Source organism: Pseudoxanthomonas sp. LjRoot143 (genome assembly GCF_964252945.1).
GTDB lineage: Bacteria > Pseudomonadota > Gammaproteobacteria > Xanthomonadales > Xanthomonadaceae > Pseudoxanthomonas_A.
In genome coordinates, this window is sequence record NZ_CAXUPM020000001.1 from 665,109 (window position 1) to 685,720 (window position 20,612).

The following is a 20,612-nucleotide window of genomic DNA, read 5'->3' on the forward strand; positions in this document are numbered from 1 at the left end:
GGCAGAGGCTCCGATGTCAGCCGCCACCCAGTGCTTCCGGCAGCAGCGCGTCGACGAAGGATTCGGCATCGAACACGCGCAGGTCTTCCACGCGCTCGCCGATGCCGGCGTAGCGGATCGGGATGCCGAACTCGCGTGCCAGGGCGAACACCACGCCGCCCTTGGCCGTGCCGTCCAGCTTGGTGACCACCAGGCCGGTGACGCCGACCGCGGCGTGGAACTGGCGCAGCTGCGAGAGCGCGTTCTGGCCGGTGGTGCCGTCGATGACCATCAGCACCTCGTGCGGCGCGTCCGCATCGATCTTGCCGAGCACGCGGCGGATCTTGCCCAGCTCGTTCATCAGGCCGGTCTGTGTGTGCAGGCGGCCGGCGGTGTCGGCGATCAGCACGTCGAAGCCGCGCGACTTGGCCGACTGCAGCGCGTCGAACGCGACCGAGGCGGCATCGGCGTCCTGACCCTGCGCGACCACGGGCACGCCGTTGCGTTCGCCCCAGGTCTGCAGCTGCGCGACGGCGGCGGCGCGGAAGGTGTCGCCGGCGGCCAGCATCAGGCTGTGGCCGTCCTGCTTGAAGCGGCGCGCCAGCTTGCCGATGGTGGTGGTCTTGCCGACGCCGTTGACGCCGACGGTCAGCACGACGAAGGGCTTGCGGCTGGCGTCGATCACCAGCGGCTTCGCCACCGGCGTGATCAGTGCGATCAGGTCGGCGCGCAGCGCCTTCAGCAGCGCCTGCGCATCGGCGAACTCGCGTTCCTTCATCCGCTTGCGAAGGTCTTCGATGATGGCGGTGGTCGCCGGCACGCCGACGTCAGCCGTCAGCAGCGCGGTTTCGATCTCGTCCAGCAGGTCGTCGTCCAGGCGCGGGTTGCGCGTGAACAGGCCGGCCAGGCCCAGCGCGGCGCTGGTGCGGCGCAGGCGGTCGCGCCAGCCGGACTTGCCGGCCGGCGCCGCCGGGGCGTCGTCGGTTTCAGGCTCGCTCTCCACCGCCTGCGGAGGGGAGGGCTGGGGTGAGGGGGCGGGCGCGGTACCGATCGTCGCGACAGCGGCACTTTCCGCGCCCTCCGCCTGCGACACCTGCTCATCCGCGGGCGCGGCAGCAGGGAAGGCGGCGTCCGCCGGCAACGGCTCGCTGGGCGCGCGCGGGAAGGCGGCGGCGAGTTCCTCGGTGCTGGGGCGGGTCTGGGCGGCGTCCGGGCCGTCCTGGGGCTTCTTGCGGCGGAAAAAACCGATCATTGCAGGGGGTATCTCGAAGAGGGCGACATGCTACCACCCGGCTGTTGGACGCCCGGGCACAGGACTCAAGTGGGGCCGGTCGCGGCCGATATCGAGGGCGGAAAACCCGGAATCCCTGCATGAACGCCATCACCGGTATCGCCACCTCGGGCCTGCGCGCCGCCTCGACCGGCCTGCAGGCCGCGGCGCACAACCTCGCCAACCTGACCACGCCCGATGCCGCGCGGCAGACGGTCGCGCTGTCGGCCGAGACCGGTGGCGTGTCCGCGCGCGTGGTGGACGCGCCGGCCGATCCGGTGGCCCCGCTCGAGGACGTTGCGGCGATGCTGACCTACAAGGCCATGGCCGGTGCCAACGTGTTCGTGCTGAAGGTGGCCGACCAGACGCTGGGCAGCCTGCTGGATATCAGGGCCTGAAGTCCTTCTCCCTGCGCAAGCGGGGAGAAGGGAACGGCGGCAGGCTTCGATTACGCCGACAACTCCAACAACAGCGCATTGAGCCGCTTCACGTAACCGGCCGGGTCCTTGAGGCTTTCGCCGGCAGCAAGCGCAGCCTGGTCGAACAGCACGCGGGTGAGGTTGTTGAAGCGGTTCGCGTCGCTCTCGGCATCGAGTTTGGCGATCAGCGGGTGGTCCGGATTGAACTCGAACACCGGCTTGCTCTCCGGCACCTGCTGGCCGCTGGCTTCCAGCAGCTGGCGCATCTGCAGGCCCAGGTCGCCCTGGCCGATGGCGAGGATGGCCGGCGAGTCGGTCAGGCGATGCGAGACGCGCACATCGGCCACGTCCAGGCCCAGCACGGTCTTGATGCGGGCGGTCAGGGCTTCCTTGGCTTTGGCGGACTCTTCCTGCGCCTTCTTGTCGTCCTCGCTGTCCAGCGCGCCCAGGTCCAGGTCGCCGCGGGCGACGTCGACGAAGGACTTGCCGTCGAACTCGGTCAGGTAACCCATCAGCCATTCGTCGATGCGGTCGGTGAGCAGCAGCACCTCGATGCCCTTCTTGCGGAAGATCTCCAGGTGCGGGCTGTCCTTGATCTGCGCATGCGAATCGCCGGTCAGGAAGTAGAGCTTGTCCTGGCCTTCCGGCAGGCGGCTCACGTAGTCGGCCAGCGACACACTGGGCGCACCGGAGGCGTCGTGCGTGGAGGCGAAGCGGAGCAGGCCGGCGATCTTCTCGCGGTTGGCGTAGTCCTCGGCGGGGCCTTCCTTCAACACCTGGCCGAAGTTGGTCCAGAACGCTTTGTAGTCCTCGGGCTTGTCCTTGGCCAGTTTCTCCAGCATGTCGAGCGCGCGCTTGGTCAGCGCCGAGCGCATCGAGTCGACCACGGGGCCGGACTGCAGGATCTCGCGCGAAACGTTGAGCGAGAGGTCGGACGAATCGACCACGCCGCGCAGGAAGCGCAGGTACAGCGGCAGGAACTGTTCGGCCTGGTCCATGATGAAGACGCGCTGCACGTACAGCTTCAGGCCCTTGGCGCCGTCGCGGTGGTACAGGTCGAACGGCGCGCGCGCCGGGACGTACAGCAGCGAGGTGTATTCCAGCTTGCCTTCGACCTTGTTGTGGCTCCACGCCGCCGGGTCGGTGAAGTCGTGCGCGATGTGCTTGTAGAACTCGGTGTATTCCTCGTCCTTGATCTCGGACTTGGCGCGCGTCCACAGCGCGCTGGCCTTGTTGACGGCTTCCCATTCCACGGAAGCGGGCGCGTCTTCGCCCTGATGCTCCTTCGGCATCTCGATCGGCAGGCCGACATGGTCGGAATACTTCTTGATGATGCCGCGCAGCTTCCAGCCGTCGGCGAAACCTTCTTCGCCGTCCTTCAGGTGAAGCACGATGCGTGTGCCTCGTTCGGGCTTGTCGACGGTGGCGACCTCGAAATCGCCTTCGCCCGCGCTGGACCAGTGCACGCCTTCGCTGGCGGGCAGGCCGGCGCGACGGCTGAACACATCCACGCGGTCGGCCACGATGAAGGCGCTGTAGAAGCCCACGCCGAACTGGCCGATCAGGCTGGCGTCCTTCTTCTGGTCGCCGGACATCGCGCGCAGGAACTCGCCGGTGCCGGACTTGGCGATGGTGCCGAGGTGAGCGACGGCTTCGTCGCGGCTCATGCCGATGCCGTTGTCGTCGATGGTCACCGTGCGCGCGGCGGCGTCGAAGCCGATACGGATGCGCAGGGTGGGGTCTTCGGCCAGCAGGCCGGGTTCCTTCAGGGCCTCGAAGCGCAGCTTGTCGGCGGCATCGGCGGCGTTGGAGACCAGCTCGCGCAGGAAGATCTCCTTGTTCGAATACAGCGAGTGGATCATCAGCTGCAGCAGCTGCTTCACTTCGGCCTGGAAGCCCAGCGTTTCTTTGCGGGTCTCAACGGTCATCGCGGTCGTGCTCCATGGAATCGAATGCGGGGCCGGCGGTCGCGGCCAATGCACACGGTGTATGGGTCCAGTGTGGGTTTCACAACCCGCGCGGTCCCGCGGGAGAGGCGGGGCCGTATCATGCGGGGCCTTCCGCCGCCGTCCCGACGATGTCCCGAAGCCCCAGCCGTCCTACGCCAGCCACCGCTTCCGCCCAACGCGGAGCCGGCCAGGTGCGCATCATCGGCGGACGTTGGCGCGGCACGAAGCTGGCGGTGCCGGACCGTCCCGGCCTGCGGCCCAGCAGCGACCGCGTGCGCGAAACCCTGTTCAACTGGCTGATGCCCGTACTGCCGGGCGCGCGGGTGCTGGACCTGTTCGCGGGCACCGGCGTGCTCGGCTTGGAGGCGCTGTCGCGCGGCGCGGCGCAGGCCGTCCTGGTGGAGCGCGATCCCGGTCTGGCCGTGGCACTGCGCGAGGCGGCGGCCAAGTTGTCCGCGCCGGCCGAGGTGCATGCCGCAGATGCGCTGGCATGGCTGAGTGGGCGCCACGACACCTTCGACCTGGTGTTCCTGGATCCGCCGTTCGCCGACGGCCTGTGGTCGCGCGCACTGGATGGGCTGGCACCGCGACTGGCGCCGGGCGCCTGGATCTACGTGGAATCGCCAACGGACATCGCGCCGGCGGTGCCGCCAGGCTGGGCGCTGCACCGCGAGGGCCGGACCCGGGACGTGCGCTATGCCCTGTACCGGACCCCGGCCGCGCAGCCCACTGTTACACTGCGCCCCGACGACCCGCCGGCGACGACTGAATGACTGTGGCGCGCACCCGGACGGCCGTGTACCCCGGCACGTTCGACCCCATCACCAATGGCCATATCGACCTGATCGACCGGGCCGCGCCTCTGTTCGAGCGCGTGATCATCGGCGTGGCCGAGAGCCCGGGCAAAGGGCCGGCCCTGCCGCTGGCCCAGCGCGTCGCGCTGGCCCGCGATGCGGTGGCCAAGCACCCGCACGTGGAAGTGCAGGGCTTCGACGGCCTGCTCGCGCACTTCGTCAAGGACGTCGGCGGTGGTGTGCTGCTGCGCGGCCTGCGCGCCGTGTCCGACTTCGAATACGAGTTCCAGCTGGCCAGCATGAACCGCCACCTGATCCCCGAGGTCGAGACGCTGTTCCTCACCCCGGCCGAGCAGTACGGCTTCATTTCCTCGTCGCTGGTGCGCGAGATCGCCCGACTGGGCGGTGACGTGTCCGGCTTCGTGCCGCCGGCCGTGACCGCGGCGCTGAAGGCGCAGTGGCAGAAAGACAAGCAGGGCGCCTGAGCGCCACGATTCCGACAACCGCTTTACCAAGAGGGGGATTACCCATGAAGAAGTTCGCAAGCCGCATCATGCTCACCGCCTGCCTCGTGCTGCCGTTCGCGGCGTGCAAGAAGCAGGAAGAAGCCCCGGCCGAGCCGGCCGACGTCGCGCTGGTCGCGCCCGCCACGACCGAAGACGGCCCGTGGAAGGAGTACCTGAGCAAGGTGGTCGACGCCAACATGGGCACGATCACCAACACGCCTTACGTGTACTACCTGCCGGCCGAGACGGATCCGGAGTTCGAAGCCAAGTATGGCCGTCAGCTCGAGCAGGCCAAGGGCGCGGTGGCGCGCGGCGTTAGCGCCGGCAACCTGATCGCGTTCGGTTCGCCGAACAGCACCAAGATCGCCGACCTGGCCGTGGCCGCGTTCGAGGGCGTCGAGACCGACGCGTTCAAGGGCGTGCGCGTGCTGTTCATCGGCAAGGCCGAGGACAGCGAGCGGGTGAAGGCCGCCGTGGCCCCGAGCAACGCCGAATACCTGTTCGTCGAAGCCAAGTGACCTGCCGGCGCGTGGCCGTCGAATGGCGGCCACGCCTCTGCCGGAAGGTCATCCCCGCACAAGCGGGGATCCAGTGACGCCAAGCGGTCACTGAGTCCCGTTTCGACGGGAGTAACGGAAGTCATGTCCCTCAAGATCAACGAACTCTGCGTCAACTGCGATGTCTGCGAGCCGGCCTGTCCCAACCAGGCCATCTCGATGGGCGAGACGATCTATGTGATCGATCCGGCGCGCTGCACCGAATGCGTCGGCCATCATGACGAAGCGCAATGTGTCGTCGTGTGCCCGGTGGAGTGCATCGACCCCGATCCGGCGTATCCTGAGACCCACGAAGCGCTGCTGGCGAAAATGCTGAGGCTGCAGGCCGGCTGATCGCCCTGTTCCGCACGTGCTTCGTCCCGGTGTCCGTTCCAGGAGAAGTCGTGATCCATCGCCGTCTGTTCGCCCTGTTGTTCGTCGTCGCGTTCGCGCCTTCCGCGCTGGCTGCCGACGCAGTCCGCAACACCCCCCCGTCGCATCCGCCGGGCACCGCCATCGCCAGCGCGCATGCGCTCGCCACGCAGGCGGGCCAGGATGTCATCGCGCAGGGCGGCAACGCGTTCGACGCGGCCATCGCGGTGTCGTCGACGCTCTCGGTGGTGGAGCCCATCAGCTCCGGCCTCGGTGGTGGCGGCTTCTTCCTGCTGCACGACGGCAAGACCGGCAAGGACGTCTTCATCGATGCGCGCGAGACTGCGCCGGCGGCCGCGACGCCCGACAAGTACCTGCTGCCGAACGGCGACTTCAACCGCGACCGCGCCGAGAACGGCCCGTGGGCCGCCGGCATTCCCGGACTTCCCGCCGCCTTCGTCCACCTGGCGGAGAAGTACGGCAGGCTGCCGCTGAAGACCTCGCTGGCGCCGGCGATCCGCACGGCGCGCGAAGGGTTCCCGGTCTACGCGCGCATGGCGCGCGGCTACCAGGCGCGTCGCGAGGTGATGGAGCGTTACAAGGGCACGCGTGCGGTGTTCCTGGCCAACGGCCAGCCGATCAAGGAAGGCGATGTTTTCAGGCAGCCCGACCTGGCGCGCACGCTGGAGCGCCTGGCTGCACAGGGAGTCGACGGCTTCTACAAGGGTGAAACCGCGAAACTGCTGCTGGCCGGCGTGAAGGCCGAGGGCGGGCAATGGACCGCGAAGGAACTGGCTGGCTACACCGTGCGCGAGCGCGAGCCGCTGACGTTCAAGTACAACGACTGGCAGGTGACGACCGCGCCGCCGCCGTCGTCCGGCGGTGTGGCGCTGACGCAGATGCTGCAGATCCTCGACGCCTACGACCTGTCCAAGCTGGACGAGGCGCAGCGTACGCACCTGATCGTGGAATCGATGCGGCGTGCGTTCCGCGACCGCACGTTCTATCTCGGCGATCCCGACTTCGTCGAGATTCCGATGAAGACGCTGACCAGCCCGTATTACGCGGCGGGCCTGCGCGCAACGATCAATCCGCAGAAGGCGACGCCCAGCGACCAGCTGTCGGGCCAGCAGACGCCACTGGAAGACGAGGAAACCACGCACTTCTCGATCATCGATGCGGAAGGCAACCGTGTCGCCGGGACGCAGACGGTCAACCTGCTGTACGGCTCGGGCCTGGTGCCGCCGGGCACCGGCGTGCTGCTGAACAACGAGATGGACGATTTCGCGCTGAAGCCGGGCACGCCCAATGCCTTCGGCGTGATGGGCTACGACGCCAACGCGCCGAAGCCGGGCAAGCGCATGCTCAGCTCGATGACGCCGACCTTCATGGAGTCGTCGGACAAGGTCGCCGTGCTCGGCACCCCCGGCGGCAGCCGCATCATCACCATGGTGCTGCTGGGCGTGTTGGGCTACGACGCCGGCCTGGATCCGCAGGCGGTCGCCGCGCTGCCGCGCTTCCACCACCAGTGGATGCCGGACCTGATCGAGATGGAAACCGACGCGCTGAGTCCGGCCACGCAACAGACGCTCGAGGGCATGGGCCACAAATTCAAGGTCATGGGCAACACCGCACAGGGCGGCCGCGGCTCCAGCCATGTGTGGGGCAACCTGCAGACGGTGGAGTGGGACAAGACCACCAACACCCTGTATGGCGGCAGCGACCCGCGCAATTCGGTGGGCGCGGCCAAGGTGGTCGAATCCACGGCGAAGCCCTGAGATCCCGCCTGTGGGAGCGACGTCAGTCGCGAAAGGCCTTCAGGGCCGTTCATCGCGACTGACGTCGCTCCCACAGGAAAAAACGGGGCGTAGAATCGCGCCATGAAACTCTGGTCGCTGCTGGGCAATTCCCAGAAACTCGATGGAGGCGCGATGTTCGGCAACGCGCCGCGCGCCATGTGGGAGCGGTGGTCGCCGCCGGATGCGGAGAACCGCATCGAGCTGGCCTGCCGCGCGCTGCTGGCGCAACCGCTGAACGGCAAGACCGTGCTGTTCGAGACCGGCATCGGCGCGTTCTTCGATCCCAGGATGCGCGCGCGCTTCGGCGTGCAGGAAGCGCGCCACGTGCTGCTGGACTCGCTGCAGGCGGCCGGTTTCTCGCACGAGGACATCGACGTGGTGGTGCTCAGCCATCTGCACTTCGACCACGCTGGCGGGTTGCTGGCGCCGTGGCAGGAGGGCCAGGCGCCGGAGTTGCTGTTCCCCAACGCGACCTTCGTCGTCGGCGCCGATCACTGGCAGCGTGCGTTGAAACCGCATCCGCGCGATCGCGCAAGTTTCATTCCCGAACTGCAGCCGCTGCTGGAAGCCAGTGGACGGCTGGAACTCGTCTCGGGCGAGTACTCGCGCGCACTCGGAGAGTCCGTGTGTTTCAGCTTCAGCGATGGCCACACGCCTGGCCTGATGCTGGCGGAGATCGTCGGCCCGGAGGCCGTCGACGGGAAGGCGCACGGCGGCGTGGTGTTCTGCGCCGACCTCATCCCGGGCCGCTCCTGGGTGCATGTGCCCATCACCATGGGCTACGACCGCAACGCGGAACTGCTGATCGACGAGAAGCGCGCCTTCCTGGAAGACAAGCTGGCCCGCAACGTCCACCTGTTCTTCACCCACGACCCGGGTTGCGCACTGGCGCAGGTGACGCGCGACGAGAAGGGCAAGTTCGGCGTCGCTCATGAAGTGGCGGAACTGCAGGCGCGCCCGCTGGCGGCCTGAAGTGACTTCCGGCACCCGGATCCGGTGACGACCGGCTCCTGTCGTCCCGGCTGCCGGACGGCAGACTGGTCCCGTCTTCCACACAGGGGTCCGGCATGAACAAGCGCTTCTTCCTCCGCGGTGCCTTCGCGCTCGCTCTGTCGTCGCTGGCGATGGCGCAGGGCGTCCTCGCTGCGCCCACGGCCACGGTGCCGCTGCAGGTGTCGCCGGAGCGCGCGACCACGATGGCGGTGTGGGAACCGGCGCAGGTTCGCGGCGTGGTGCTGTTCTCCAGCGGGCATGGTTCCTGGCCGGAGCGCTACGACGGCGTGCTGACGGCGTGGCGCGATGCCGGCTTCGCGGTGGTCGCGCCGCTGCACGTGGACTCGGTGAAGTATCCCGAGCGCGAAAAGTTCTCGATGCAGCAGGGCTTCGGTGAACGCCTGGCCGACATGAAGGCGGCGAGCGGCTATGTCGCGTCGCGTTGGCCTGGCGTGCCGGTGGCCGCAGGCGGACACAGCTACGGCACGCTGATCTCGCTGGCATTGGGTGGCGCGATGGCGGACATGGCGCCGCTGCGTGATCCGTCGGTCATCGCGGTGATCGGTTACTCGTCGCCAGGCAGGATTCCCGGGCTGGTGACGCCGACCACCTATGCCTCGGTGGCCGTGCCGGTGCTGATCGTCACCGGCGACCAGGATCTGGTGCCGGGCTTCGTCAGCGATGCGAAGGACCATCTGTATCCGGTGGAAACCGCGCCGGCCGGGGGCAAGGTCGCCCTGGTGCTCACCGGTGGAGGCCACAACCTGATCGGCAGCGACACGGACGTGTCCTATGTCCGTGCGCGTGATGTCGGCACCGCGTTCCTGCAGGCCGAAGTGCTGGGCAACGCCGATGCGGCGAAAGTGCTGGCGGCGGACGATTCGGAGGCCGAGCGCTGGATCCGCCGCTGAACGCGGATCTCAGCCGATGCGCGTACCGAAGATGCGGTCGCCGGCGTCACCCAGGCCCGGCAGGATGTAGCCCCTGTCGTTGAGGCGTTCGTCGATGGCGGCGGTATAGACCTCGACATCGGGGTGCGCCGCTTCCAGCGCCTTCAGGCCTTCCGGTGCGGCGACCAGGAAGATGCCCTTGATCCGCTTCGCACCCGCGCGCTTGAGCATGTCGATGGTGGCGATCAGCGTGCCGCCGGTGGCCAGCATCGGATCGAGGATCAATGCGTCGCGTTCTTCCAGCCGTCCGGTGAGCTTTTCGAAGTACGGCACCGGCTGCAGCGTCTCTTCGTCGCGCTGCAGGCCGACCACGCTGACGCGCGCGGTGGGGATCAGCGCCAGCACCCCCGGCAGCATGCCCAGACCGGCGCGCAGGATCGGCACCAGCGTGATCTTCGCGCCGGCAATCTTCTTCACCTGCACCGGACCGGCCCAGCCGGCCATCGTCTCGGTGGTCAGGTCCAGGTCGGCGGTCGCCTCGTAGGCGAGCAGCGTGCCCAGTTCGGTGACCAGCTCGCGGAAGTCCTTGGTATTGAGGCCGGCGTTGCGCAGCAGGCCGATCTTGTGTTGTACGAGAGGATGACGGACTTCGACGGTTTTCATGGGCGGCGACACGCGGGTTCGGTGATGCGGATAGTGTGACCGAAATATGACGTCATCGCAGTGTCATCCACGTGGCGAATGGATGCGTATCCATGGCGGGTTGTCATGCCAGTGAAAGATCGCGGACATAAGGTCTGCACCCGGTATTCACATCTCCCGGGATCTTCCCCATGTCGTCCAAACATCCGCTCCACGTCGCCATCGTGCTCGCGCTGGCGGTGGCCAGCCATGCATCGATTGCGCACGCCCAGTCCACCCCTGTCACCACGCCTGACGGCAGCGCCGATGCGACCACGCTGGATCGCATCGAAGTGCGCCCGCAGCTGGAACAGCAGATGCGCGCGATCGACTTCAAGCGCAGCGCCGACGTGATCCAGGACACGGTGTCGTCCGACGCCATGGGCCAGTACCCGGACAAGAACGTCGGCGAGTCGCTGTCGCGACTGCCCGGCGTCAGCGTGACCCGCGACCAGGGCGAAGGCCGCTTCGTGGTCGTGCGCGGCCTGGACGCTGCCTTCAACAGCGTCAGCGTCGACGGCGTCGCCATCGGCACGCCGGAAGACTCCAGCCGCGCCGCGCCGTTGGACGTGATTCCCTCCGACTCCACCGAGCGTCTCACCGTGGTCAAGGCGCCGACGCCGGACATGCCGGGCGATTCGATCGGCGGCGCCATTGTCGTGGAGTCCGCATCGGCGTTCGATCGCGACGGCCGGAGCATCCGTGCCAAGGCCGAGATGAGCCACCAGAACCTGAGCGGCGAGACCAGCCCGAAGGCCTCGTTCAACTACAGTGACCTCTTCGCCGACGGTACCTTCGGCGTGGCGCTGGGCCTGAGCCACCAGGACCGCAACTACGAGTCGGACAACATCGAAGTCGAGTACGACAAGCTGGACGAGCGCGACGGCCTGACGCCGATCGAGATCCAGCAGCGCAAGTACAGCATCAACCGCGAGCGCACGGGCGTGAACCTCAACCTCGACTGGCGTCCCAGCGAGGGTAACAGCTACTACCTGCGCACGCTGTACACCGACTTCACCGACGCCGAAACCCGCCAGAACAGCATCATTCCGGTGGGCGAGGGCGACATCACCGTCAACGCCGACGGCACCTACACCGTCGACGGCATCGATCCGGGCGACTTCAGCCGTCGCGTGCGCTTCCGCACCAAGGAAGAAGACACCTTCACGGTCAGTGCCGGTGGCGAGAACCGTTTCGGTGCAGGCTCCATCGTCGATTACAAGCTGGGCTTCACCAAGACGCGCGAGCGCGTGCTGGACGAAGTCGAGGCGCGGTTCGAGTACGACGGCGCCGACGACGTCTCGATCCTGATGGATACCTCGCGCGCGATCCCGCGCTACACGATCAGCGACAGCCCGGCGGGCGGCTGGCTGGACAACGACAACTACGAATTCAACCGTTTCGTCGTGGCGCCGATCTGGGTGGACGACAAGGAACACAGTGCCCAGGTCAACTTCACGTTCGCCGGCGACACGGTGACCTGGAAAACCGGCCTGCTGGGCCGCTGGCGCGACCGCGACGTCAACATCGACGAAGCCGAGCTGCGTCGCGGTCCGGACATCAACCTGGGCAGCTGGACCACCGGTTCGCCTAGCTACACGCACGGCAACATGGGCGATGGCATCAGCTCGCGTGCGATGAACCGCTACCTGCGCGACAACCTGTCCGCCTACACGGCACGCCCGCAGGACGTCGCCGCCAACACCGAGGTCTCGCTGATCGAGGACTACACGGCGAGCGAGGACATCCTGGCCGCTTACCTGATGGCGACGATGGACTTCGACAAGCTGCGGGTCATCGCCGGCGCGCGCGTCGAGCGCACCGAGTTCGAGGCGACCGGCAACGTGGTCGACCTGGAAGACGAAGAGACCATCGGCTCGATCACCACCCGCGACGTCTCCAGCAGTTACACCAGCGTGCTGCCGGGCCTGCACCTGCGCTACGACATGGGTGACTGGGTGCTGCGCGGCGCTTACACGACCACGATCGCGCGTCCGTCGTTCGGCAACATCTCGCCGCGTACCCGCATCAACCGCGACGAGGAGGAAGTCGAGCTGGGAAATCCCGCGCTGGATCCGTACAAGTCGCGCAACTTCGACATCTCGATCGAGCATTACCTCGGCGAGACCGGCATCGTCTCCGCCGGCCTGTTCTACAAGAACATCGACGACTACATCGTCGACGTGACCACGCGCGACAATCCGGCCTATCAGGACTTCGACGTGACCATGCCGGTCAACGGCGACAAGGCCACGGTGTACGGCGCCGAGCTGAACTGGCAGCAGCACTTCGACAATGGCCTGCTGCTGGGCTTCAGCGCGACCTGGCTGGATACCGAGTACGAGATCAACGGCCGGTCCTTCACGCTGCCGAATGCCTCGGACCGTCTCTACAGCGCCCACATCGGCTATGAGAAGGGCGGCCTGAGCACGCGCATCGCGGCGGTGCGGCGCAGCGAATACATCGACTCGGTCGACAGCGACGACAGCGACTTCGACATCTGGGTGGCCGAGAACACCCAGCTCGACTTCAGCCTGGACTACAAGGTCAGCGACCAGTGGGGCTTCTACTTCGAAGCGTCCAACCTGTTGGACGAACCGCTGGAGCTGTACCAGGGTTCGCCGTCGAACACGCTGCAGAACGAACTGTACGGCCGCACCTACACGGCCGGCGTCAAGCTGCGCTTCTGACGGATGCCCACGGTCCGCCGACCTTGCGTCGGCGGACCGTCGTCCGCTCTTGTGCCGCCGCACTCCAAGGAAACAACGATGACTCCGATCCGTACTTTGCTCCCTGCCCTCGTCGCCAGCCTGCTGGTCACCGGCTGCACCGGCAAACCGCCGGCAGCGGCCGCCGATGCACGCGATGCCGACGAGAAGGCGACGCCTGCTGCCACTGCCCCCGATACGCGCGATATCCCGGTGATCCAGGAAGCCTTCCTGACGCCGATGACACCCGCCGACAACATCGACTCGCCGGCGTCCTGGACGACACCGGAAGGCCAGCGCTGGCTGATCGCCACCGCCAAGGCGACCGACAGGCTGGTGGTGTACGACGGCCAGACCGGCGCGCACCTGCGCGAGGTCGGCACGACGGGCGAGGGTGCGGGCCAGTTCAAGCGCCCGAACGGCATTGCCGTGGTCGACGACATGGTCTTCATCGTCGAACGGGACAACCACCGTGTGCAGGTGCTCTCGCTGCCCGACTTTGCGCCGGTGCTGACCTTTGCCGCCGAGCAGCTGCAGAAGCCCTACGGCCTGTGGGTCAACAAGACCGATGCCGGTTACCAGGTCTACGTCACCGACGCCTACATGGCGGGTGAGGACGCGCAGGGCGAAGACATCCTGCCGCCGCTGGACCAGTTGGACGAGCGCGTATGGCGCTTCGACGTGGCGCGCAACGTCGCTGCGCTGTCGGCGAAGGTCGGCGGCAATTTCGGTGACGCATCACCGGAAGGCGCGCTGCGCGTCGTCGAGTCGATCTGGGGCGATCCGGCCAACGATCGCCTGCTGATTGCCGAGGAAGACGAGACCTACGCGAACGAGCTGAAAGTCTACGACCTGGCGGGGAAGTACGCAGGCAAGACGATCGGTCGCGACGTATTCAAGGCGCAGTCCGAAGGCATCATGCTGAAGACCTGCGCCGACGGAAGCGGCTGGTGGCTGACGACCGAGCAGGGCAAGGGACGCACGGTGTTCCACCTGTTCGACCGCAAGACGCTGGCGCACACCGGCGCCGTGACCGGTGCGAAGGTCGCCAACACCGATGGCATCTGGCTGGATGCGTCCGCGTCGGAGCGCTTCCCCGACGGTGTGCTGTACGCCGTGCATGACGACCAGGGCGTAGTGGCGTTGGACTGGCGCGATATCTCCAAGTCGCTGCAGCTGCCGGCGTGCCAGACCCCATGAATCCAGGGCGAGTGATGCGGCAGGGTCTGCTGGTCGCGCTGTTGCTGGGGACCTGCGCCGCGGCAAGCGCGCAGGAGGCAACAGCGCGCCAGCCGGAGCCCAACACGCGCGTTCCGAAGGGCGTGCAGCGCTATGCGCCGACCGGGTTCCCGGACCGCATCGTGGCGTCGCCGGCGCAGGACGCGGCCACTGGCTTTTCGGTGGCCTGGCGCACGGACACGAAGGTTGACGCGCCGGTGCTTGAAATCGTCGTGGCCGGTGATTCGCCCGACATGGGCGAGCCGCGCCGCGTCACCGCCATCAGCACACTGCTGAAGACCGAAAACGGCAGCGCGCATCACCATCGCGTCGATGTCGACGGACTGCAGGCGAATACGCTGTACGCCTGGCGCGTACAGGGCGACCGCACCTGGAGCGCCTGGCACCACACGCGTACCGCAGCAGCGACGACCTCCCCGCTGACGTTGCTGTACTTCGGCGACACCCAGAACAAGAACGTCAGCCTGACCACGCGCGTGGTGCGCGAGGCGATGCGGCATGCGCCGGACGCGAGGCTGGCGTTGTACGCCGGCGACCTGGTCAGCGGTGGTGACGGCGAAGACGACAACGAGTGGGGCGAGTGGTTCGAGGCCAACGAAGTGCTGCCGACCTCGCTGGTCGTGGCGCCGGCGCCAGGCAACCACGAGTACTTCGAGGAGTTCGAGGACACCCCGCAGGAGCGCCGTGTGCTCGGTGCGCACTGGCCGGTGACGTTCGCGCTGCCGGGCAACGGGGTGACGCAGGCGAAGAAGACCACCTACTGGTTCGATTACCAGGACGTACGTGTGGTGGTGATCGACGGTACGTCGGCGCTGGATCTGGGCACGGCCAAGGCGCAGGCGGCATGGCTGGACCAGGCGCTGGGGTCGAATCCGCATCGCTGGAGCATCGTGATGACGCACCAGCCGTTCTTCTCGCCGCGCGGAGGCCGCGACAACGTCGCGCTGCGCAAGCATCTGCTGCCGGTGATCCGCAAGCACAAGGTCGACCTGGTGCTGCAGGGGCACGACCATGTCTACGGGCGGCTGAAAAGCCCGCCGCCGGTGTTCGTGGTATCGGTCACCGGTGCCAAGCAGTACCGGCTGTCGGACGAGGCACGCAAGACGATGCAGCCGGTCGCCGAGGACACGCAGCTGTTCCAGGTGTTGCGCTTCGACGGTCCGCGCCTGCGTTACGAAGCGCGCACGGCGACAGGGCGTTTGTACGACGCGTTCGATCTCGTCGATGAGGGCGGGAAGGGTAAGCAGTTGGTCGAGCGCACGGAAGGCCGCATCGATGAGCGTGCCTGCACCCGTGCCGAAACCTTGAAGGGCCGCGCCGACCGGTGTTGGGAGTGATTCGGTCTCCGTAGAGCCGAGCTTGCTCGGCTGCTTTTCTCCCGCGCCACCCATCCACTACAGAAGCAGCGGAGCAAGCTCCGCTCTACAGGAGTCGATCATGAAGCAGGTTGTCGCCGTCGCCTTGTTGTTTCTCTCCGCGAACGTTTCCGCGCGCGAAGCGCATATCCGTCACCCGTTCCTCGCCGAGCAGCCGAAGGCGGCACCGGAAGAAGTGCTGCTGGCCGTGGAGATCCCCGCTGGCAGCTTCACCAAGTACGAGATCAACGACGAAGGCCTTGTCTACGTGGATCGCTTCCAGTCGATGCCGGTGGCCTATCCCGCCAATTACGGTTCGATGCCGCGCACGCTGGCGGGGGACGGCGATCCGCTCGATGCGCTGGTGCTGACGCGCGAGCCGCTGCATCCCGGCGTGCTGGTGAAGTTCCGCCCTATCGGCGTGCTGCGCATGATCGATGCGGGCGAGCACGACGAGAAGATCATCGGCGTGCCGACCGACAAGGTCGATCCGACGTACGCCAATATCCGCGACCTGGCCGATCTGCCGGAAATCGAGCGGCAGCGCATCGAGGCGTTCTTCCGCGTCTACAAGGAGCTGCCGAAGGGTCGCAATCCGGTGCAGCTCAACGGCTATGGCGATGCGAAGGAAGCGAAGGCGCTGATCCGCGAATCGCTGGAGCGTTTCGCGAAGCAGAACCCGTAAATCGGCGCGAGCGTCCGCAGGAAAGAAAAAGGCGAGCCGAGGCTCGCCTTTTTCGTGGTACCTGCCGCGTGGATCAGGCCGCCGCGGCCTGGCTGATGCGCGGACCTTCGCGCAGCGCCTTGCCGACCATCGCGACCAGCAGGTCCAGTTCCTCGGTGTCCATTGCGAAGTGCGGGGTGAAGCGCAGCGAGTTGGCGCCGCCGTGGATGACGTTCAGGCCCTGCTGGCGCAGCCATTCCTCGGTGGAGCCCGTGCCGTAGCACTTGAACGCCGGTGACAGTTCGCACGAGAACAGCAGGCCGGTGCCCTGCACGTTGGTGATCAGGCCGCCGAGGTCCGCCTGCAGCTGCTGGAGTTTCTGCACGGCCTCGACGCCGCGCTTGCGGATGTTCTCGCGCACCTGCGGGGTCAGCTGGGCCAGCGTGGCGCAGGCGACATCCAGCGCGCGCGGGTTGGTGGTCATGGTGTTGCCGTACACGCCCTTGCGGTACAGGCCGGCGGCGCGCTCGTTCACCGCCAGCACCGACAGCGGGTACTGGGCGGCGTTCAGCGCCTTGGAATAGGTTTCCATGTCCGGCGCATCCAGGCCTTCGAAGCCCGGGTAGTCGACGATCGACAGCACGCCATGCGCACGCAGGCCGGCCTGGATCGAGTCCACCAGGAACAGGCTGCCGTGGCTGCGGGTCAGTTCGCGCGCGGCGGCGTAGAACGCCGGCGGCACCGAGCGGCCCGGATCGCCTTCGCCCATCACCGGCTCCAGGAACACGGCCTCGACGAACCAGCCCTTGGTCTCGGCATCGGCGAACGCCTGCTTCAGTGCGTCCACGTCGTACGGCGGGATGGCGATCACCGAGTCTTCGCCACGGTAGCTGGCCAGGTGCTGCTGATACGACTTGCGCGAGGAATCCGAATACAGCGCCGGGCGCTCGGTGCGGCCGTGGAAGCTGCCCTTCACCACGATGCGCTTGATGGTGCGGCCGGCGTGGCGGCCGTCCGGATCGGTCATCAGCTTGCTGTTGATGTCGGCGATGCGCGCAGCCAGGCCGACCGACTCGGAACCGGAGTTCAGGCACAGGAACTTGGCGAACGGGCAACCGCCGCGGGTGTGGCCGATCTCCTTGCGCAGGGCGCGGTCGAAGCGCAGCTGCGACAGGCTGGGAGTCATGATGTTGGCCATCACCTGCGGGCGGGCCATCGCCTCCAGCACGGCGGCGGGGGTGTGGCCGAAGCCCAGCATGCCGTAGCCGCCGGCGTCGTACAGCACGGCGCCATTGAGCGTGACCACCCACGGACCGCGCGCGGCCAGCGCGATGTAGGGATTGACGGCGTCGTCGGCGTAGAAGTTGACGTAGCCGGCCTGCACCGCGCGCAGCTGTTCGGCTTCGTCCAGCGCGAACAGTTCGGCGAACTCGTCCTGCAGGCGCGCGTGCTCGGCGGCGGCGGCTTCGATGACGGCCACCAGGTCCGGGTGGCCCTTGGCGAGACGTTCGACGGTGGCGTCGTCCAGGCCATGGGTCAGGCGCTGGCCCGGATGGGCGCGCAGCGGGGCGAGATGGGCGGTCAGGGCCATGGGAATCCTCCGGCGGCAAACGGCAAACCCGTATTATCGGGAATAATTCGTCATTTGACAGTTGTGAACTGCGCTGGTTTAGGGGATATTTCGTCGATTCGACGAAACTCAAGCCGCGCATGAAGCTCACCGACGCCGACCAGCAACTGCTCTCAATGCTCCGTGAGAACGCACGGGCCTCCACCGCCCAGATCGCCCGCCGCCTGAACCTGTCGCGGACCACGGTGCAGAGCCGTATCGAGCGGCTGGAACGCGAGGGCGTGATCAGCGGCTACACCGTGCGCGTGCACGACGAATACGACCGCAGCCACCTGCGCGCGCACATCATGATCGCCGTGCACCCCAAGCAGATGACCTCGGTGGTCGCGGCGCTGCGCGCGATGCCGGAGCTGCGGGTGCTGCATTCGGTGAGCGGCAGCCACGACCTGATCGCCATCGGCGCCGTGCCCAGCGTCGGCGACATGGACGTGCTGACCGACCGCATCGGCGCACTCGATGGCGTGGAGCGCACCACCTCGTCCATCGTGCTGTCGACCAAGTTCGAACGCTGACGACGGGGCGTCCCGGCGGGCTCCCGTACAATGCACGCCCCCGCAAGGCCCCGACCGTGAAGAAGTCCGACTTCCATTTCGACCTGCCCGAGGCGTTGATCGCCCAGGCGCCCTTGCCGGAACGCTCCGCCAGCCGCCTGCTGGTGGTGCCGCCGGGCGATACACCGTTCGCCGACCGCCACGTGCGCGATCTGCCGGACTGGCTGCAGCCGGGCGACCTGCTGGTGTTCAACGACACCCGCGTGATCCCGGCGCGCCTGTTCGGGCAGAAGGAAAGCGGCGGGCGCGTGGAGATCCTGATCGAACGCCTGTTGCCGGAGAACGCGGCGCGTGCGCAGGTCGGCGCCAGCAAGTCGCCGAAGCCGGGCAGCCGCATCCAGCTGGATGCTGGTGGTGAAGTGGAAGTGATCGGGCGCGATGGCGAGTTCTACCAGCTCCGCTTCCATGTGCCGGGCGCGCTGGAAAGCTGGCTGCAGAAGGCGGGCCGGTTGCCGTTGCCGCCGTACATCCAGCGGGCGCCGGGGCAGGACGACGACGAGCGCTACCAGACCGTGTTCGCGCGCGAACTGGGCGCGGTGGCCGCGCCGACGGCCGGCCTGCACTTCGACGACGCGCTGCTGGCGACGTTGCGCGAGCGGGGCGTGGAATTCGGCCATGTGACGCTGCATGTCGGTGCCGGCACCTTCCAGCCGATGCGCGTGGACAACATCCACGATCACCACATGCACAGCGAATGGCTCAACGTCGGTGCGGCGCTGGTGGAACAGGTGCGTGCGACCCGCGCCCGCGGCGGCCGCGTCATCGCGGTGGGCACCACCGTCGTGCGCGCGCTGGAATCCGCGATGCGCGAAGGCGAACTGCAGCCGTTCGCCGGCGAGACGCAGATCTTCATCTTTCCCGGCTACCGCATCCGCAGCGTCGATGCGATGGTCACCAACTTCCACCTGCCGGAGAGCACGCTGCTGATGCTGGTCAGCGCGTTCGCCGGCAAGGCGCGGATATTCGACGCCTACGCCCATGCGGTGCGCGGGCAGTACCGTTTCTTTTCCTATGGAGACGCGATGCTCCTGTTCCCGGAAGCCGCCGCATGAGCCGGATGTCCTTCGATCTGCTGACCACCGACGGCGCCGCCCGCCGCGGCCGGCTGACGTTCCCGCGTGGCACCATCGAGACGCCGGCGTTCATGCCGGTGGGCACCTATGGCTCGGTGAAGGGCATCCTGCCCGAGCATGTCGAGGACCTCGGTGCCGAGATCATCCTCGGCAACACCTTCCATCTCTACCTGCGCCCGGGCCTGGACGTGATCGGCGCGCATGGCGGCCTGCATGGCTTCGCTCGCTGGAACAAGCCGATCCTTACCGACTCCGGCGGCTTCCAGGTGTTCTCGCTGGCGCACCGGCGCAAGATCACCGAGCAGGGCGTGACCTTCGCCTCGCCGGTGGATGGCAGCAAGGTGTTCCTGGGGCCCGAGGAAAGCATGCGCATCCAGAAGGTGCTGGACAGCGACATCGTGATGATCTTCGACGAATGTCCGCCGGTGAACATCGATGGCAAGCCGGTGGACCCGCGGGTGATCGAGCGCTCGATGGAGCTGTCGTTGCGTTGGGCCGAACGGTCCAGGCGCGCGCACGAAGGCAACGATGCCGCGCTGTTCGGCATCGTGCAGGGCGGCGTGCACCACGACCTGCGCACGCGCTCCGCGGAGGGACTGAAGGCGATCGGCTTTGACGGTTACGCGATCGGCGGCCTGGCGGTGGGCGAGACCGAGCAGGAGCGCAACACGACGCTCGAGCACACCTGCCCGCAGCTGCCGGCGGACCAGCCGCGCTATCTGATGGGCGTGGGCCGGCCGGAAGACCTGGTGGAGGCGGTCGCGCGCGGCGTGGACATGTTCGACTGCGTCATGCCGACCCGCAACGCGCGCAACGGCCACTACTTCACCTCGTCGGGCACGGTGCGCATCCGCAATTCGAAGTACGAGCACGACCTGCAGCCGATCGAGCCGGGTTGCGGCTGCTACGCCTGCCGCAACGGCTTCACCCGCAGCTACCTGCGCCACCTGGACCGCTGCAACGAAATGCTGGCGCCGATGCTGGGCACCCTGCACAACCTCTGGTACTACCAGCAGGTGATGGCGCAGATGCGTGCGGCCATCGCGGAAGGGCGGTTCGAAGCCTTCAGGACGGGCTTTTACGCAGCACGCGGGGCCGAGCCTCCGTCCGCCTGACGCCGGGCCTGCCTGCCGGTCCGACGTTCCCGGGGAACCATCCGGTGTTGGCGTGGTCTTTTCCGGTCCGGGCCGATGGGGTGGCCCGG

19 protein-coding genes are annotated in these 20,612 nt (G+C 67.4%); 15 read left to right on the forward strand and 4 right to left on the reverse strand.

The genetic code is table 11. From position 1 onward, the window contains the following. Positions 1-16: 16 nt before the first annotated feature. Positions 17-1,231, reverse strand: a complete 1,215-nt coding sequence (gene ftsY / locus ACSQ1W_RS03155) for a signal recognition particle-docking protein FtsY (protein ID WP_436041621.1) — start codon at positions 1,229-1,231, stop codon at positions 17-19. Between the two features lie 119 nt (positions 1,232-1,350). On the opposite strand from ftsY, the gene ACSQ1W_RS03160 reads away from it, so the two are divergent. After that, a complete protein-coding gene (locus tag ACSQ1W_RS03160) occupies positions 1,351-1,647 on the forward strand; it encodes a hypothetical protein (RefSeq protein ID WP_436041622.1) in 297 nt (98 codons plus the stop codon). Positions 1,648-1,697: 50 nt separating this feature from the next. Here the strand turns inward: ACSQ1W_RS03160 and htpG are convergent, their stop codons facing one another. Next, positions 1,698-3,596, reverse strand: a complete 1,899-nt coding sequence (gene htpG, locus ACSQ1W_RS03165) for a molecular chaperone HtpG (RefSeq protein ID WP_436041623.1) — start codon at positions 3,594-3,596, stop codon at positions 1,698-1,700. Positions 3,597-3,745: 149 nt separating this feature from the next. On the opposite strand from htpG, the gene rsmD reads away from it, so the two are divergent. From rsmD to ACSQ1W_RS03200, 7 genes are all read left to right on the forward strand, one after another. Continuing rightward, on the forward strand, positions 3,746-4,390 hold the full coding sequence (rsmD, locus tag ACSQ1W_RS03170; RefSeq protein WP_436041624.1) for a 16S rRNA (guanine(966)-N(2))-methyltransferase RsmD: 645 nt from the start codon (positions 3,746-3,748) through the stop codon (positions 4,388-4,390). Continuing rightward, positions 4,387-4,896, forward strand: coding sequence for a pantetheine-phosphate adenylyltransferase (gene coaD, locus ACSQ1W_RS03175; RefSeq protein ID WP_192269859.1), 510 nt, complete (start codon positions 4,387-4,389; stop codon positions 4,894-4,896). Before rsmD ends, coaD begins: the two co-directional genes overlap by 4 nt. 44 nt (positions 4,897-4,940) lie before the next feature. Then, entirely contained in the window at positions 4,941-5,435 is a 495-nt protein-coding gene (locus ACSQ1W_RS03180; RefSeq protein WP_192269856.1) for a hypothetical protein, read from the forward strand. Between the two features lie 123 nt (positions 5,436-5,558). After that, positions 5,559-5,807, forward strand: a complete 249-nt coding sequence (locus ACSQ1W_RS03185; protein ID WP_062350838.1) for a YfhL family 4Fe-4S dicluster ferredoxin — start codon at positions 5,559-5,561, stop codon at positions 5,805-5,807. Positions 5,808-5,857: 50 nt separating this feature from the next. Then, on the forward strand, positions 5,858-7,603 hold the full coding sequence (gene ggt / locus ACSQ1W_RS03190; protein ID WP_436041625.1) for a gamma-glutamyltransferase: 1,746 nt from the start codon (positions 5,858-5,860) through the stop codon (positions 7,601-7,603). Positions 7,604-7,705: 102 nt separating this feature from the next. Continuing rightward, entirely contained in the window at positions 7,706-8,596 is an 891-nt protein-coding gene (locus ACSQ1W_RS03195; RefSeq protein WP_436041626.1) for an MBL fold metallo-hydrolase, read from the forward strand. A 95-nt stretch (positions 8,597-8,691) separates the two neighbouring features. Beyond that, the gene (locus ACSQ1W_RS03200) at positions 8,692-9,528 is read left to right on the forward strand and encodes an alpha/beta hydrolase family protein (RefSeq protein ID WP_436041627.1); all 837 of its coding nucleotides are present in this window, start codon (positions 8,692-8,694) and stop codon (positions 9,526-9,528) included. Between the two features lie 9 nt (positions 9,529-9,537). Here ACSQ1W_RS03200 and upp read toward each other — a convergent pair whose 3' ends face one another. Beyond that, positions 9,538-10,170, reverse strand: a complete 633-nt coding sequence (gene upp, locus ACSQ1W_RS03205) for a uracil phosphoribosyltransferase (RefSeq protein ID WP_436041628.1) — start codon at positions 10,168-10,170, stop codon at positions 9,538-9,540. Between the two features lie 170 nt (positions 10,171-10,340). On the opposite strand from upp, the gene ACSQ1W_RS03210 reads away from it, so the two are divergent. The 4 genes from ACSQ1W_RS03210 to ACSQ1W_RS03225 all read left to right on the forward strand — a co-directional run bounded on the left by ACSQ1W_RS03210 (position 10,341) and on the right by ACSQ1W_RS03225 (position 16,175). Next, positions 10,341-12,878: a TonB-dependent receptor gene (locus ACSQ1W_RS03210; protein WP_436041629.1), complete on the forward strand. Its 2,538-nt coding sequence runs from the start codon at positions 10,341-10,343 to the stop codon at positions 12,876-12,878. A gap of 78 nt (positions 12,879-12,956) precedes the next feature. After that, positions 12,957-14,096 (forward strand): phytase, encoded by a 1,140-nt coding sequence (locus ACSQ1W_RS03215; protein WP_436041630.1) that lies wholly within the window; start codon positions 12,957-12,959, stop codon positions 14,094-14,096. Further along, positions 14,093-15,472, forward strand: coding sequence for a metallophosphoesterase (locus tag ACSQ1W_RS03220; RefSeq protein WP_436041631.1), 1,380 nt, complete (start codon positions 14,093-14,095; stop codon positions 15,470-15,472). Before ACSQ1W_RS03215 ends, ACSQ1W_RS03220 begins: the two co-directional genes overlap by 4 nt. A 100-nt stretch (positions 15,473-15,572) precedes the next feature. Continuing rightward, positions 15,573-16,175 carry an inorganic diphosphatase gene (locus ACSQ1W_RS03225; RefSeq protein WP_436041632.1) on the forward strand — a complete coding sequence of 201 codons (603 nt, stop codon included), beginning with the start codon at positions 15,573-15,575 and terminating at the stop codon, positions 16,173-16,175. Between the two features lie 73 nt (positions 16,176-16,248). On the opposite strand, the gene ACSQ1W_RS03230 is transcribed toward ACSQ1W_RS03225, so the two are convergent. Further along, positions 16,249-17,745, reverse strand: a complete 1,497-nt coding sequence (locus tag ACSQ1W_RS03230) for an aminotransferase class III-fold pyridoxal phosphate-dependent enzyme (protein WP_436041633.1) — start codon at positions 17,743-17,745, stop codon at positions 16,249-16,251. A 119-nt stretch (positions 17,746-17,864) separates the two neighbouring features. Here ACSQ1W_RS03230 and ACSQ1W_RS03235 point away from each other — a divergent pair, with 119 nt between their 5' ends. From ACSQ1W_RS03235 to tgt, 3 genes are read left to right on the forward strand one after another with little or no spacing between them, the layout of a single operon-like run. Next, on the forward strand, positions 17,865-18,296 hold the full coding sequence (locus ACSQ1W_RS03235; protein ID WP_192269829.1) for an Lrp/AsnC family transcriptional regulator: 432 nt from the start codon (positions 17,865-17,867) through the stop codon (positions 18,294-18,296). A 56-nt stretch (positions 18,297-18,352) separates the two neighbouring features. Further along, entirely contained in the window at positions 18,353-19,387 is a 1,035-nt protein-coding gene (gene queA / locus ACSQ1W_RS03240) for a tRNA preQ1(34) S-adenosylmethionine ribosyltransferase-isomerase QueA (RefSeq protein WP_436041634.1), read from the forward strand. Next, positions 19,384-20,523, forward strand: a complete 1,140-nt coding sequence (gene tgt / locus ACSQ1W_RS03245) for a tRNA guanosine(34) transglycosylase Tgt (protein ID WP_436041635.1) — start codon at positions 19,384-19,386, stop codon at positions 20,521-20,523. The genes queA and tgt overlap by 4 nt, the downstream gene beginning before the upstream one ends. Positions 20,524-20,612: the final 89 nt, after the last annotated feature.